This is a genomic window from Spirosoma profusum (genome assembly GCF_014699005.1).
GTDB classification, from domain to species: domain Bacteria; phylum Bacteroidota; class Bacteroidia; order Cytophagales; family Spirosomataceae; genus Spirosoma; species Spirosoma profusum.
Genome location: NZ_JACWZY010000005.1, coordinates 23399 through 40978, shown reverse-complemented (window position 1 = coordinate 40978; position 17580 = coordinate 23399). Strand labels below are relative to the sequence as shown.

Below are 17580 nucleotides of genomic sequence, written 5' to 3'. Positions count from 1 at the left end.
AGTTACTTTGTTGTATCACTACCGCTTCGGCGGGCCCACTATAGATGCCGAAAATAGTCATCGCCATTGATGGATATTCAAGCTGCGGAAAAAGCACGACCGCAAAAGCCGTAGCCGCCCGCATGGGTTACGGATACATTGACACCGGCGCCATGTACCGCGCTGTTAGCCTGTATTTTATTCAGGAACGTGTGTTGCTCACCAGCCATCGGGACGTAATGCTGGCGTTGGAAAACATCCACATCGCTTTTAAACACAACCCCCGCACGGGTAAAAACGAAACCTGCCTCAACGGTCTGAATGTAGAGGAAGAGATTCGCAAGATGTACATCTCCAACATTGTCAGCGAAGTAAGTGCCATTCCCGAAGTTCGGTGGGCCATGGTAGCCCAGCAGCAGAAGATGGGTCGTCGCCGGGGTGTGGTGATGGATGGCCGCGACATTGGTACCAAAGTGTTTCCTGATGCTGAAGTGAAGGTGTTCATGACGGCCGATACGTATACACGTGCCCGACGACGGCAGCAGGAATTGCTGGCCAAAGGTGAGATGGTTAATCTGGAAGAGATTATCCGCAACCTCGAAAAGCGTGACCTCATTGATACAACCCGCGCCGAAAGTCCACTCATACAGGCACCCGATGCCGAACTGCTCGATACGTCGTACATGACTATTGAAGAGCAAGTGGAATGGGTTTTAGAACTGGCCGACCGAAAACTGGCCGAACTGCACCGCGAACGTAACGGAAAGGTAATGACCTAACCGCGAACTGTCTCCATGAAAGCCGATTTTTTGATTGTAGGCCAGGGAGTAGCTGGCTCGGTGCTGGCCTGGACTCTCGACCAACGGGGTTGCTCCGTTATTCTGGCCGACGCGCCAACGTTACCTTCCGCGTCTGCGGTGGCAGCTGGCATCGTGAATCCGCTGACGGGCCGTAAGCTCGTTCGTACCTGGAAAGCCAACGAACTCTTTCCGTTCCTGCACCAATTCTATACCGACATCGAAGACCAACTCGGCGTTCATTTCTTTCAATCCAAAAATATTTACCGCCCTTTCCGGTCTGACATCGAAAAAACAACGTATCAGGCTCTGGCTGAGGCTGAAGATGTACGTCAATATGTATCCCAAGAGATTGATAATCAAAAGTATAGTGATTATATTGACAACCCTTTTGGCGGAATAGAAGTCACTCAGGCGGGGTGGTTGGATTTAGTTGAGTTCGTCAGAATTATCAAAGGCTATTTCATTAAAAAAAATCAATATTACGAAGGCGTAGTTAAGAATAAAGACTTAGAAATCAGTGACTCTAGAATAGAATGGAAAGGTATTGAAATTGGTAAAGTTCTATTTTCAGACGGTGTTCTAGCGCGTGAGAATCCGCTGTTAGCGTGGTTGCCCTACAATCCCGTGAAAGGACAGATTCTAACAGCTCTTGTTGATAATTACTCTATTAGTAATATAGTTAATCAGGGAATTTTTATCTTGCCTGTCCGGAAAGGGTTGGTGAAGCTAGGTGCTACGTATAGCTGGCACGATTTAGATTGGCAAACAACTGATGACGGTCGCGCGTTTTTAGAGTCGAAAGTTCGGGCCGTGCTGAAAGTACCGTATGAAGTAGTTGGGCAACAGGCGGGTATACGCCCATCAACGAAAGATCGTCGTCCGTTTATTGGTTTGCATCCCGAGCATCCGGCTGTTGGTATTTTTGGTGGGATGGGTACCAAAGGCGTTTCGTTGGCCCCTTATCTGGCCGAACAATTTGCCCGCCACCTGCTTGATGGAGAAGAATTAAATCCAGAAGTGAATATTAGTCGGTATATATCGTTATTAGAAGGAGCTAGGAATGCATAGCCGGAAGCAAGAATAAAATACGTATGTCATGCGCTGACAAAAGATTCTTTTCTGCTAGTTCGCTCCTCGCTTCTGACTATTACTCGTATGCGAAATCAATACATTTTGCTGTTGAGCCTATGGCTGGTTGGCATGAGCTCAGCCATGGCACAAAACTATCCGTCGATGGAGCGATTTGGGAAAAATCGCATCCAGTATCGCAGTTTTGACTGGAAAATTATCCGCACGTCGAATTTTGAGATTTACTACTATCAGGATGGTACGCAGATTGCCAACCTGACAGCTCAATATGCTGAATCAGAGTTCGATAGGATAACTGAATTACTTGGGTACACGCCTTACAACCGCGTTAAAATTTTCCTCTTCAACTCGCCCGAAGAGTTGGCTCAGAGCAACATCGGCCTCAACGCACAGGGTGGCCTCAGCAGCCAGGAGCAAGACCTCTCTAAATCACGTATCGAACTAGCGTTCACGGGCGATCAGGTCAGTTTCCGGAAGCAAATCATCCACGACGTAGCGATGCTGTTCGTGTACGATATGCTTTACGGCGGCAGTCTTAAAGACGCTCTCCAGAGTTCGCTGCTGCTGACCCTGCCCGATTGGTTCATGCCGGGAATTGCTTCCTACATTGCCGAGGGTAACAGTCTGGAACTGGACGATTATATGCGTGACGTATCGATTACGCGTCCGGTACGTAAACCGTCGCTACTGTCAGGAGCCGATGCCGAGCGTGTGGGCCACTCCATCTGGAATTACATTGTGCAGCGCTACGGTCGCGATAATATCTCGAACATCCTGAACCTGACACGTATCATTCGGAATGAGCAGAACAGTATTTCCAGTACGTTAGGCATTCCATACAACCGTTTCCTGCGTGAGTGGAAAGACTATTATACCGGTATGGCTACCAACGTAGCGCAGTCGTACGCCAGCAGTACCGATGATTTCCGGATTAAAGTAAGTTCGGTGAACGATAAAACGTCGCTGATAAGCCTGAAACTAAGCCCTGATAAACAGTTTATTGCCTATACTGTCTTACACGACGGTCGTTTTCAGGTGAACGTAGTAAATACTTCGAATAAGAAAAAGACGACCATTTTAACGGGCGGCTACCGACTCGACGGGCAAACTTCCCGAACCAGTACACCACTAGTTGCATGGCAACGCGACAATAACCTGCTGGTTATCAGCGACGAATCGGGGCAGACAAACCTATATAAGTACAGTTTCGAGAAGAAACCGAAGCGTGAGTTTAAGCGTGAGGTCAATAATCTGTCGCAGGTTGTTTGGATGGACGCTTCGGAAGACGGGGGTAGTTTAATTATAAGTGCTGACCATAAAGGGCAAAACGACTTATTTTTGTATAGCATCAACCGGGGAACGTATCAGCAGATTACCAACGACTTATACGACGATTTATACCCATCGTTTATTGGACGTACCGCACAGCAGGTGGTTTTCAGCTCGAATCGGAAAGACGATACGATGGGTGTTGATAAAGGCTCCTATAGAACAGTACGTGATTATTTAAGTCTGTTCTCGCACGAAGGAAGTTCCCGCAACCTCTCAGTTACCCGCCTGACCGATTCGCTGGGACACGCAACGCAGCCGATTCCGGCTAACGAATCGACTATTTATTTCCTGAACGATGTTGGTGGCATCCGTAACCTCTATCGACTCAGTACCGAGAGCAAATCCGTACAGCAAGTGACGGCTTTTCCGCAAAGTATTCAGCTTTATGACGTACTGCCAAATAATGGCGGATTCGTGTATAGTAGTCTGAAGAACGGCGAAGTGTATATTGGCTTCAAATCCCAATTAAATCTGACCCAGAGCGTACAAACGCCACCTACCCAACGTATCGCCAGCGCCCGTCCGGCAGCACCTGCTCGCGCAGCTCAGGTTAAAACCGATACGTCGGCCCGTACTACTACGTCTCCCACTGATTCAACGGTACGTGCTCAATCCACTCCTGTGCAGGCTACTACAGTTGCACCGCTGGCGCTTGAAGCAGGTGAAGTAGATACTGATAATTATAAGTTCGATCCCGACGTACTGAAAGCAACCGAAAACCGGCAGCGTCGTTCAGGAATTAATACCTCGTCTATCGTTACGTCGGCTACATCGTTACGTAACCGGCGTCGGGAAAACATCACCATTCGTGGGCCGTTCCCGTACCAGGGTTTATTTGGTGTGAACGAAGCCCCCTCGAACTGGCGAATCGACCCTATTCGTGGATTCGGTTATGCCCAGGAGGTAACACTAACCGACTTACTGGAAAATCATACGTTACGTGCCGGTGGCTTTATCAGCCTGACGAACGCGCTGCATAACAGTGATTTATTTGCCGAGTATACTAACTCAACTCACCGCGTTGATTTTGGCGCACGTTTCGACCGACAGACGCTATTTATCGACCAGCCGGGCATTAATCAGAAAAATCGATACAATCGCTTTGCCGTATCAGCTTCATATCCGTTATCAGTAAACAGTCGCTTTACGTTATCGCCTTTCTACGCCATGACGCGGTTGATTGATATAACGCCCCCGTTTGCTGAACCTGACCGCGTTTCGGATTATCTGGGATTGCGCGGGGAGTTTGTATTCGACAACACCAAAGTCAACGGCATGAACATGGTGGTAGGTACCCGGCTAAAGCTTCGGTATGAAGAATACTCCGGTCTACGTTCGGCATCCGAAAGCTGGCGACGCCTTTCGCTCGATTTACGACACTACCAGCGCATTCATCGCGACATCGTTCTGGCGACTCGTTTTGCGTTCAGTCAATCAGGTGGGCCATCGCCTAAACAAAGTACTTTGGGTGGCATGGAAAACTGGATTGGCTATGGGGCCAATCAGCGAGAAAGCGCACAATCGAATCCACTGCTGGTTCCCAATCCGCTTCGCACCGAAATGTATGATTACCGAAATGTGTTTTTCTTGGATTTTGCGGCTCCGCTACGTGGCTTCCGACAGGGGAAACTTACCGGGAATAGCTATATGCTTTTCAACGCCGAGTTTCGCCTGCCGTTGGTAAGGTATTTATATCGTGGCAACGTAACGTCGAACTTCCTGCGGAACCTTCAACTAATCGCTTTTACGGACATTGGCACAGCCTGGTCGGGAAGTGGGCCATTCAACCGGGCTAATAGCTTGAACACAGAAATAATTGGGGGTGATAAAATTCCATTCCGGGCCACTGTTACCAACTTCAAAAATCCATTCCTGATTGGCTACGGCGCTGGCATACGAACCATGATTTTCGGGTACTTTGTTAAGTTCGACTACGGCTGGGGTCTTGAAGATAAGTTGGTGACCAAACCGATTGCTTACCTAACCCTTGGCTACGATTTTTAGACAACCATATACTAACATTAAAAAACCGCTTCATTAAGGAGCGGTTTTTTCATTTAAAAGAATGCCGGAAAGTAAATCTATAGGGAACTACGAACCTGGATATTATCTTTGTCTACCCCATAAGTGCGCTACCAACATATTTCAGCAGATGAGTTTGTATAAGCTGAGTATGTACTTCATTTCAAAAGCCTTTTAAAACGTAACTATTTCATAGATAGCCTGATAAAAAAACTGTGCGTTAGCTAATGTTGGCTAAGATTACTTGGAGAAAAATGCAATTGGCATAGTTTTCGCTAAACGGCCTCCGTCGCACAGAATGGCTATGAAAGAGTAGTTATAGGCTTGCTAATCACCCATATCTGTTTATATTGTAACTAACAACCCTGAATAACTCTCTAGAAAAGAGCTTTTTAAAGATTCAGGTACGTGATGAAGACGAACGAGGCCGCTATTTGGCATAGTTTTAGTTGATTTTGTAGTGAGCAAAAAGGTCTTTGGGTGCCAATTAAGATATAAAGTGACGAACTGTACTTCTGTTTGTCTGAATAGCTGGTTCCCGTTACGAGATAATTTGTTCGTATAAGACCGTCCAAACTAAGTTGCAGATGGAAGAAATGTCTACGCTACACACACAACGTCTTAAACCTTTGATCAATCGTTCCAATCGGATCGGTACGTATCAACCAGGTAAAATCGCTCGTATTACAGGACGGTTGATTCAATTCTTTCTGGAATTGATGCATAGTAAACAATTACCATCTTCGGTAATTAGCTTATTTCCTTTTACCAGACATATTGCCATTTATAAGCTGCCTTTATCGGAAGGAAGGGCCTCTGCTTGTCAGGAGGTGCCCAGATCTTACCGGGAACCTCCTGATATACACGATTCAGGGCCTCCTGATACTTCGTCTCTTACTCAACAAACAGATTTTAATCTCATAGTGCCTTATCCAATGAATGAGCAATTTTTACTAAACAAGTCACCTCACCACGATTCCCGACTGGCAAAAGCTACAGGGAAAAGACCCCGATTAGTAGAGTCATCGGGGACGGGCAGCTTGAACAGGCTGCTGTCGTCGTTGGCGGGCTATACACGGTGGGCTTCTACGCCTGCTCTGAAAGGAGCTTGCTCGTTCCTGATGTTTTTGCTGAGCTGGGTGGCAGTGGCACCGGCGCATGCGCAAGCACCAACTGTTGATTTAGTTCTGCATAAAAAAATTGACAACCAGGCACCTGCCATTGGTAGTGTTGTTACGTATACGATTACGGTTGTCAATAGTGCCAGCTCAACAACTACGGCAACTGGTATTTTGGTAAAGGATGAGCTACCCGTTGGTGGTGTAACTTACCTGCCAGGTTCAGCCAGCGCACTACGTGGCACGGCAACCTTTACTCCCCCTGCTTCGGCTTCTGTCGGAACAGGGACTTGGTCTATTGCGTCTATTGCTCCCAACGATTCGGTTGTGCTGGTTTTACAGGCGACGGTAATCGAACGAGGAGTCTGGTTTAATACGGCTGAGATTGCCGCATCTTCTCCGCAGGATATCAATTCGGTTCCAGACAATCAGAACCTAACGGAAGATGATTACGACGCTGTTTGTTTTTCCGTACCAATTCTCTGGTACGTTGGCGACGAGTACACGGTAACCATACCATCGGGTTATAACCAGATTGTGTGGTTCCGCGATGACGTACCCATTAGTGCGTCGGCAGTATCGACATCGCTGGCTCAGGTCAACAACGACGGGTCTCTGACGATCAAGAGCCCTGGCACATATCGTTTTGTTACGTATCAGGGTAGTTGCCCATCGACAAACTGCTGCGACATTAAGGTAATTCAGGGACCCTATGGTAGCTTGGGTGACTATGTTTGGGTAGATGCCAACAATGATGGTATTCAGGGTCCAACAGCCTCCGAACCAGGTATTGATGGTGTACTTGTTTATTTATACGACCAGTCAGGAACCGTAAAATTAGACTCAACGCTAACAGCAGGTGGTGGTAAATATCTATTTGATAGCCTAACCGACGGTAGCTATATCGTGCGGTTTATTGCCCCATCTGGATATAGCTCGACAAGTGCTAACGTAGGTCTCGACGACTTGGACAGTGACGCCGATGGTAGTGGTGTCACGGGTATATATACTATTGATACAAGTCAGCCTGAGTCAAGCACGGCTCGGAACAATCTTACAGTTGATGCTGGTTTCTACCTGCCCACTGCTACGTTGGGTGACTATGTTTGGCTCGATGCCAATCATGATGGACAGCAGGATAGCGGTGAAGATGGTATCCCAGGTGTAACTGTTACGTTGGTCAGCAATGGCACCGTAGTAGCCACTACGACTACCGACGGTAGCGGCCTGTATAGCTTCACAGGGCTCACACCAGGTGTACCGTACTCAGTAAGCTTTACTACACCGGTAGGTATGACGGCCACGCTGGCTAATACGGGTCCTGATGGTACTGATTCTGATCCAGTGGCTGGAATCACCGATCCAGTGACCTTAACTGTTGGTGAAAATAACCTAAGCATAGACGCGGGCTTCTATTTCCCCACTGCTACGTTGGGTGACTACGTCTGGCTGGATGTTGACCGGGATGGTCAACTGGATAGTGGTGAGGTAGGTATCCAAGGTGTGACCGTTACGTTGGTCAGCAATGGTACTGTGGTAGCTACTACGACCACTAATGCTAGCGGCTTATACAGCTTCACGGGTTTAACACCGGGCATACCTTACTCAGTAAGCTTCACCACGCCGGTAGGTATGACGGCCACGCTGGCTAATCAAGGTAGCGATGATTCCGATTCTGATCCTATAGGCGGCACTACAGATCCGGTGACCTTAACAGCAGGTGAAAATAATCTGTCGCTTGATGCAGGCTTCTACTTTATTCCTGCTACGTTGGGCAACCTCGTCTTCGCCGACAATAACAGCAATGGCATTCAGGATGCAGGTGATATACCCATCTCCGGGGTGACTGTTACGTTGATAAGCAACGGTACAGTAGTCGCTACGACGACCACTAACCTCAGTGGTGAATACAGCTTCACTGGGCTGACACCGGGCGTGCCGTACTCAGTGAGCTTCACGGCTCCAACTGGCTACACGGCTACGGCAATGCAGGCAGGAGGTACTGATGCTACAGATAGTGATGCTAATCCTATTACAGGATTAACACGTAGTGTTACGTTAGCTCCTGGACAAACGAACAATGATATTGATGCCGGTTATACTCCGCCAACTTCGCCAATTGCAGTTGCTACGTTGGGTGACTATGTGTGGGTAGACCTAAACGGCGATGGACAGCAGCAGGTGGGCGAACCACCATTGTCGGGTGTGACCGTTACGTTAATTAATAACGGTACAGTGGTGGCTACAACCACAACTGATGTCGGTGGTGCGTATAGCTTTACTATCATACCCGGTGTACCCTACTCAGTGAGCTTCACGGCTCCGACCGGCTACTCGGTAACAGCAGCTAATCAAGGCCCCGATGCTAGCGATTCTGACCCAGTGGGTGGTATCACTGATCCGGTCACCCTGACGGCTGGGCAGGTCAACACCACCATCGACGCGGGCTTCACCCCAATCTATGATGTGGGTATTGCCAAGTCGGTAGTTAGTGCAGGTCCGTATTTCCCCGGTAGCTCGATCCAATATCAACTGACGGTTACCAATAACTCGATAGTACCTGTATATAACGTACGTATAGATGATATTCTGCCTGCTGGGGTGAGCTTTGCAAGCGGAACTGGTTTCAGTATCTCGGGAGCTAGCTCAGTAAGTGCCTTGGTTGCTGGTCCGCTGGCGGCCAATGGAGGTACGGCTAGTCTGACTCTGACGGTTGCGGTGAGCAACGCTTATTCGCTGAGCAACGTAGTGAACGTAGGTGTGGTGAGTCGGTATACCTCGACAACTGACATTACGGGCACTCCTGCCATAGACAGTAATCCGAACAACAATACGGCGACGGTAACGGTGCCGTTGGGTCAGTATGCTACGTTGGGTGACTACGTGTGGGTGGATACAGATCAGGATGGTCAGCAGGACGGCAATGAAACGGGTCTGGCGAGTGTGACGGTGACGCTGGTGAGCAACAACTCAGTGGTAGCTACCATGATCACGGACGGATCGGGCGCCTATAGTTTCACGGGTCTGACGCCTGGTGTGCCATACTCAGTAAGCTTCACGGCTCCGGCGGGTTATACGGCAACGGTAGCCAATCAGGGTCCAGATGGTAGTGATTCTGATCCAGTGGGTGGAATCACAGATCCGGTAACTCTGACGGCTGGTCAGAATAACAATACCATTGATGCCGGTTTCTATACAACTCCAACCTGTCCAACGAATTTTGGTCTGCTTGCGTCGAATGACTTGAGCATCTGCACAGGTGAGACGGTTTCTTTAACGGCAACAACTACAGCAAGTGGCGCTCAAATTCATTGGTTTATGACACCAACCGATGGAGTAGCATTCGATACGACGGCGAGTGGAGAAGCTTTAATAGTGAGCCCGACAGCCGCCAATACTATTTATTATGCAGAAGCATTCACCACAAGTGGCTGCGTAAGTCCTCGCGAACCGGTTAGTGTAACGGTTATCACGGTAGCTACGCCGGTGATTGCTGGTAATCTGCGTAATACATGTCCGGCAACTACAGCTAATTTGAGCAGCGTTCAGATTCAGAACCAAACTGCGGGTGTGATCTACGAATGGCATACGAGTGCAACGACCTCTCAGGCTACGCTGGTTACGAACCTGACAGCTGTAGGTGCTGGTCAGTACTATCTATTCGCGAAATCGGGTAATTGCTACAGCAGCCCAGCCGTTCTAACGGTTCAGATCGACAATTGCAACTGTCAGAACGTAGCAGGTGTCACGGTAAGTGGCAGCGTAACGATCTGTTCGGGCGGAACCGTTCCAGTTCGCGCTACGCTTTCTGGTTCGGCAACGGCAGTAATCTGGTCGACGAATGGTACGGGCGGATTTGCTAGTCCAAACAGTCTGACAACAACCTATTTGCCATCGGTTGCTGATATTGCCGCTGGTACAGTATTGCTGACGGCCACAACCAACGACCCAGATGGACCAGGTGGTGTTTGCCAGGCAGCCACCAGTTCGCTGATAGTACGTATCACTCCGAAACCCGACGCTCCTGTTGGGGTAGCCTGCGACGATACGTTGGTTTGCCAGGGCAGCAGCACCAAACTGGTGGGCTTTGCGCCAAATGGCCGGATCAACTGGTATAATCAGGCTGGTCAACTGATCGGTACAACGGTTAGCGGTGGTAAACTGGTAGTAACGCCAGCTACAACAGGTCAGGTGATTTATACAGCTGAAGCAGTTAGCCCAGAAGGTTGCGTAAGTGACCGCACATCACTGACGATCACGGTTGGTCAGTGCCTTGCAGATCTGGAAATTGTAAAAGGGATTGTTACGCCAGGACCTTACACGGTTGGTCAGAAAATAACGTATTCGCTGACAGCTTCGAACAATGGCCCTGTTACGGCTACCGATGTTCGGGTAATTGATATACTTTCGCCATCGTTAACCTTCGTTAGTTCAACACCTGCGGGTCAATACAGCCCAGCAACGGGTGTATGGAACATCGGTACGTTGACTGCAGGTTCGAACCGGAATCTATTGATTGAAGCTACAATTACGGGCGGCACCAGTGCTACGTCGGTTAACAACACGGCTATCATTGGTGGTACGAACAACGATCCGAAATATCCGCTGAACGATACGTCCCGAGTAGTGATTCCGATCAATCCTTGTGTAGCTCAGGCCCCGATTATTGACTGCGCTATCACCGAAATTTGCCGTGGCGGAACAACAACGCTGAAAGCGATAGGTTGTGAAGGCGGTAATGCAATCTGGTCGGACGGTAAAACCGGCAAGATCATATTCGTTGCTCCAACTGTTACGACAACTTACACAGCAAGCTGCGTAGTGGGTAACTGCACCAGTACGGCGTCAAACTCGGTGACCATTACCGTCGTTGATCCGCAGGCTCCAGTGATTACTGCTAGTGCTGATCAGGTTTGCCCAGGTACGTCTGTAACGCTGACGGCTTCGGGCTGCACCAGTGGTACAGTAGTCTGGTCGGATAGAGCTCAGACAGGAACATCTATTGTGGTGATAGTCAATAGCAAAACGACCTATACGGCTCAGTGTCAAGTGGCAGGTTGCTTGAGCAATCCAGCAATCAAAACGATTGATATCGCCACTGATATTCCAAGACCGACCATCGTGGCCAGCTCGTCAGTAGTTTGTCCAGGCGAAACAGTAACACTCACCGTTGAGAACTGTGTGGGTACACCTGTCTGGAACAGCACCACGGCTACCACCGCCAGCATTACTGTGATACCAACCGCTACCAATAATAGCTACTCGGTATACTGTAAGAATGATGCCTGCACCAGCGCTTCGTCGCAAGTGTACAGCGTCAGTGTGGTATCGCCAAGAATACCAACGGTTACAGCTAGTGCTGATACAATCTGTTCAGGTAGCTCAGTCGTGCTTACCGCGACAGGCTGCAATGGTACAATTCAATGGTCGAACGGGGTAACGGGCGTAAGCAGCATCACGGTGAATCCGAATGCAAACATTAGCTACTACGCTGAATGTAAGTTCCGTACCTGCGTGAGTGCGCCATCGAATACTGTAGATGTTGTTGTGCTTTCACTGCCGACTCCAGAAATTACGGCTGATAAGTCAATCGTATGTAGCGGTGAGAAAGTAGTTCTGACGGCTACAGGCTGCCTGGGTACGGTGAAATGGTATGGTATCGACCGGCTGGGCGCCAGCATCGAGATCTACCCGACTCAAACTACCGAATACTATGCGACCTGTAAGGTGGGCGCTTGCGAAAGCGACCGATCGACATCGGTTCGTGTAACTGTGAATACGTCAACGGCACCAGCACCAACTATCGCTGCTTCGGCAACGTCAATCTGTAGCGGTGGCCTAGTATCGCTGACTGCGACAGGTTGCACGAGTGGTACGGTGGTCTGGTCAGATGGTCAGATGGGCTCAGTTGTTTCGGTAACGCCGACGGTTGGCAACAGCTCATACTATGCACTTTGCAAAGTAGGTACCGCTTGTGGCACAGGTCGTTCGAATGTGATCAACATCAACATCACGACCACGCCGAAACCAACTATTGTACGTTGCATTTGCAGCGCCGATACGGTTTGCGCTGGCGAAGAAGTCGAATTGTCGGTGAAAAACTGCCAGGGCACTCCGCACTGGAGCACCGGCGAAACAACGACTACGATTTTCGTCTCGCCAACAGTAACGACTGGATATACCGTTTACTGTCAGGATGGCGTTTGTGTGAGCCCTGTCTCCGAAACGTACACAATCACCGTGGTTCCAGTAACGATTCCAACCATTACGGCATCGGCAACGTCTGTATCGCCAGGTGGCTCGGTAACACTGACGGCTTCGGGTTGCAACGGTACGGTGATCTGGTCGGCTAACGACATCAACGGAAATGATATGGGTACGTCAATCGTGGTGCAACCCAATGGCACACAGACCTACTACGCTCGTTGTAAATTCCGTGTATGTCTGAGTGAGCCATCGAACACGATTATTATTAACCCTGGCGACTGCGCCGTACGAGCTGGTGCTCTGGTGCCGGTTAGTGGAACAGTTTGCAGTGGGGCCGACAGCACGGTGGTGATCGGAGCTACGCCAAATGGTGGTCTGATACAGCCAGCCAGCTACTCGGTAGTATATGCGCTGACACAGTCAGGCATTGTTCAACAGATTAGTGCTCTGCCACAGTTCACGGTGCCGTCAACGGCTGCTTCGTATATCATCCATACGTTGGTATACAACGGCGATCCGACGAACCCGAACTACGTAGATCTGTCAGTAGTGCAACCGAATGTTACAACGGCCAGCGATCTGTTGTCGCTGATTCGCAACAAGTGCGCAGCTCTCGATACGACTGGTGCGCCAGTGGTTGTGAGCAGTATTCCGGCTCCTGTCCTCTCGGCTGGTCCGTCGATTACAGTCTGCTCGGGTGGCGTCGTGTCACTAACGGCTACGGGTTGTGTAGGTGGTACAGTAACCTGGTCTGACAACTCAGTAGGCGCCACGATTCAGAAAACGATATATAGCAACACCTGGCTGACGGCTACCTGCACCATCAATGGTTGCACAAGCCCAATGTCTGAGCGAGTTAATATCGTTCTCGGTAACTCGACCATTCCAGTGATTGTAACTGACAAACCGGTAGCCTGCGTTGGAGAAGTAGTCTCGCTGACAGCAACAGGTTGCACCGGCGGTGCCTACACCTGGAGTGATGGACAAACTGGTGCTGTGATCTCTTTCACCGCTAGTGCTGATGTTAGCTACCGCGTCAAGTGCGCCATCGGCGATTGCGTCAGCGATTGGTCGGCTACTAATACCATCGAAGTAGGTAAACCAGCCGCTCCAACGATTTCGATTGTAGGGGTAACGGGTAACAGCACTACTGCATGCTTCGGTGCACCAGTAACGCTGACGGCCGAAGGTTGTGGACCGAATAGCTATGTAACCTGGTCGAATAACCAGGTGGGTACCTCGATCACTGTCTCGCTGGCCAGCAGTGCTACGTTCTCAGCCGCGTGCTGCAACTCGACGCTCTGTAAGAGTGATCCGTCAAACGTAGTAGAGGTAATCGTAACGCCGAAAGTGAACCAACCAACGGTCGTTGACAAAACCAATACGTGTCCGTTCAATACGGTAGATCTAAGTACGGCAGTTAGCAGTAGCGTAACTACCGCTGGTGGCGTGTTCGAATTCTACACCGATGCTTCGCTGAGCGTAGCTTCGAAAGTGGCGAATCCTGCCGCTGTGGGTACTGGAACGTACTACGTGGTTGAACGTACCGTCAACGGTTGCATGAGCTTGCCGGTGGCTATCCATGTGCAGATTACCACCTGCCAGGAGCAGACGCCTTGTAGCACAACCAATCCAGCCACGGCTAGTGCCGGTCCAGATGCCAGCATCTGTGCAGCCAAGACGTATCAACTGGCTGGTGTAATGGGTGGTGCGGGTTCCACCGCTCACTGGACGACCAGTGGAACGGGTACATTTGACAATGCCTTTGCTCTGAACGCGGTCTACACGGCCAGCGCGGAAGATGTACTGTCAGGCCGGGTAACGCTGACTCTATCGGTGAGCACTAACAACGCAGCTTGCCCTGTGGCTACTGATGATATGGTGCTGACCATTAACGGTAGTCGATCGGTACCAGTAGTAACGATAGTAGGCGCTACCAGCCTTTGCTATGGTGATTCGGTAATCTTGAAAGCTCCTGCTGGTGCCGCTGGTTACCTGTGGAGCAACAACGCAAGAACGCAGGATATCGTGGTGAAAGTTAGTGGAGTGTACAGTGTGCAACTGCTGGATGCCAATGGCTGTAGCTCAGTGAAGTCGGATAACGTAGTGGTACATGTATCGGATCCGGTCATGCCTCCATTAGTGCATAATCTACGTAACGAGTGTCCGTCGAAAATTGTGGATCTGACTAAGGCGCTCTCGACGACAAATGTGGGTAGCACCTACGTCTATCAGATATGCGCGTGTGTCACGTCAAATATTATTGCTCGCCCGGATTCGGTGTGCGAAGGCACGTACTGGATTGTGGAACGGAACGCAGCCGGTTGCCGGAGTGCACCAGCCAAGGTGGTGGTGAAAGTCTTCGACTGCGCATCTGATACGTTGCAGGCCGATGTAAGTATCGCTAAACTGGCCAGCACCGCCTTCGTGCAAAACGGAACTCCTGTTACGTACACCTTGACGGTTAGCAACGCTGGTCCGCATACGGCCAAGAATATCGATGTGCGCGACGTACTGCCAGTCGGCCTGGAGCTAGTGAATGCTGGCCCGACGAGCTATACGGTATCGAACGGTATTATCACCAAGCGGATTGATAGTCTGAATGTGGGCCAGTCGGAATCAATCGTCTTTGCGGCACGTATCGTGAAGAAAGGCGTTGAAATCGTCAATAAGGCAGAGATTACGTATCTGGATAATAAAGATGCTAATCTGGTTAATAACACATCCAGTGTAACAGTGAAAGACACCAGTGCTCACAAAGCAAGTCTGGTAGGTCTGGCTAAAGCTGTGATGGGAACGCCCACAACAGTTGGTGACTCACTCATCAGAGTGTCCTACAGCTTCGTAGCGACCAACTTTGGCGACGATACGTTGCGGAATGTGCAGGTGGTGGACGACTTAAGCACCGTCTTTGCGCCCAACACCGTGGTTTCGACCACACTGACTGCTTCGGGGACGAACGTAACACTGCAGCCAAATCTGGCCTTCACGGGTACGGGTAGCAATGCGAACCTATTCGATTCTACGAGCTACATTGCTCCGGGTAAATCGCAACTGTTCGTGCTGGATGTGCTGGTGCAACGTACGGCTGGCGATACGACCAATACGTTCAATAACGTGGCTACGATCACGGCATTGAACAGTCTGACGAGCGTATCCGATGCGTCCGTCAATGGTGGTGATCCAGATCCAGATGCGGATGGCAACCCTGGTAATAACACGAGCGCGTCTAGCTTCACATTGGGTAGTCAGCAGCCGTTTGGACCAAGCATTGGCGTGGCACTAGCCGTCGTCAAGGTGGAACAGCAACCCGATAGTTCGTACAACGTCACATACAAAGTGACCATTAAGAACAATGGCGACGTCGCTCTGAAAGGTGTTAGTGTGACAGACAGTCTGATCCGCGCCTTCACCGCTCCAGCCTCCTATTCGGTGGTGGGTGCCCCAGTAGTCGGTGCAGGTAGCACGCTGATAGCCAACTCGGGCTTCGATGGAAATACCCAGCCTGACCTGTTGACGGGTGCCAGCGAACTGGCGGCCGGTGCGCAGGATACAGTACTGATCACGGTGAACGTGAAGACCAATGGTAACAATGGACCGTTCTACTCCAATGCTACAGCGACTGGTCACACACCGGATTCAACTCAGACCGTCAAGGATGTCTCCAACGTGGGACTTGATCCGGTGGCGGCCGGTTCTGCACCGACGACGGTACGTTTCGATCTGCCCAAAGCACTGCTTGGGGTAGCCAAATCGGTGGGTACGCCTACGCTAGTGGAAGATGGTGTCTACGACATCCCGTACATCATCACCCTGTCGAACCTGGGAACGGTGGCGCTGACTAAGGTTCAGGTGGAAGATAAACTGTCAGAAACCTTCGGTAGCGGAGCGCTGATTGTCAGCAACCGCATTCCGGTGACTAGCACAGGTTCAGTTGCCGTCGACACGATGTACTCGGGTCAGGGCATGATCACCAACCTGCTGGTAGACTCCTTGAGTACGCTGGACGTAGGTGCGAAAGCCTCGCTGAACTTTGTGGTACGTGTCGATGTGAAGAATGCTGATACGCTGACCTTCTACAATACGGCGAAGGCCACTGCCATCGCGCTCGACAGTACGGGCACGATTGTGGAGGACGTATCAACGGCGGGTACCAACGACGATCCCGATTATGACCTGGATCCACGTAACAACAACCAGCCAACTCCGGTGGCCCTGAATGCGCTCTCCAACTCTTCGTTCATCGGAGTAGCTATGGCGGTTCGGGATACGGTACGGCAGGCCGACGGTACGTTCAACGTAACGTATCAGATCGTGGTGAAAAACTACGGTCCGGACTCACTGAAAAACGTAACGGTGACCGATTCGCTGGCTAAAGTGTTCAGTCTGCAAACGGGAGCGACCTACACCCTCGTGGGCGCACCAGTTATTACCTCAACAGGTAGCGCACTGAAACTCAACCCAAGCTTCAATGGAGATTCCGATCCGGTAATTGTGCTGGGTGACAGCACCAGTACGCTGGGTGTGGGTCAGGCTGATACGATCCTGGTGGTGGTTAACGTAGCAACCAATGGTACGACAACTACATTCCTCAACTCGGCTTACGCCCAGGCAATGTCCAAAGCGGGTCAAGTGAGTGATGTGTCAACCAACGGCTTGAACCCAGACCTCAACGACAACCAAAACCCGACCGATTCGAACGAGCGGGAGGCTACTCCGTTGAACCTGCCAGCGACTAACACGACGGTCTTCATACCACAAGGCTTCTCGCCAAACGGAGATGGTATCAACGATCTGTTCGTGATTCGAGGGACAGCGGGTATGCAGGTAAGCATGGAAGTCTACAACCGCTGGGGCCACATGGTTTACCAGAACAACGATTACAAAAACGACTGGGATGGTAAGCCTAACAACGGTATCGCCATCAGTTCGGATCCGAACGGCTTGCCCGACGGCACGTACTACTACATTATTACGTTGAGCGACGGCCGCAAGTTTGTCCGCTACATGACGATTAACCGCTAATAAAGATG

4 protein-coding genes are annotated in these 17580 nt (G+C 50.3%); all 4 read left to right on the top strand.

Going from position 1 to position 17580, the window contains the following annotated elements; genetic code table 11:
- Window positions 1-44 precede the first annotated feature (44 nt).
- The 4 genes from cmk (at window position 45) to IC229_RS07795 (ending at window position 17572) form a co-directional block, all read left to right on the top strand.
- A complete protein-coding gene (gene cmk, locus IC229_RS07810; protein WP_190886398.1) occupies window positions 45-758 on the top strand; it encodes a (d)CMP kinase in 714 nt (237 codons plus the stop codon).
- Window positions 759-773: 15 nt separating this feature from the next.
- A complete protein-coding gene (locus tag IC229_RS07805) occupies window positions 774-1847 on the top strand; it encodes an NAD(P)/FAD-dependent oxidoreductase (RefSeq protein WP_190886397.1) in 1074 nt (357 codons plus the stop codon).
- A gap of 87 nt (window positions 1848-1934) precedes the next feature.
- The gene (locus tag IC229_RS07800; protein WP_190886396.1) at window positions 1935-5204 is read left to right on the top strand and encodes a TolB-like translocation protein; all 3270 of its coding nucleotides are present in this window, start codon (window positions 1935-1937) and stop codon (window positions 5202-5204) included.
- 953 nt (window positions 5205-6157) lie between these two features.
- Complete coding sequence (locus IC229_RS07795; protein WP_190886395.1) at window positions 6158-17572, top strand: SdrD B-like domain-containing protein; 11415 nt, start codon at window positions 6158-6160, stop codon at window positions 17570-17572.
- Window positions 17573-17580: the final 8 nt, after the last annotated feature.

What these genes read in the sequence shown, in the direction of transcription:
- cmk (WP_190886398.1), top strand. Translation starts at nt 45, where the DNA reads ATGCCGAAAATAGTCATCGCCATTGATGGATATTCAAGCTGCGGAAAA.
- IC229_RS07805 (WP_190886397.1), top strand. Translation starts at nt 774, where the DNA reads ATGAAAGCCGATTTTTTGATTGTAGGCCAGGGAGTAGCTGGCTCGGTG.
- IC229_RS07800 (WP_190886396.1), top strand. Translation starts at nt 1,935, where the DNA reads ATGCGAAATCAATACATTTTGCTGTTGAGCCTATGGCTGGTTGGCATG.
- IC229_RS07795 (WP_190886395.1), top strand. Translation starts at nt 6,158, where the DNA reads ATGAATGAGCAATTTTTACTAAACAAGTCACCTCACCACGATTCCCGA.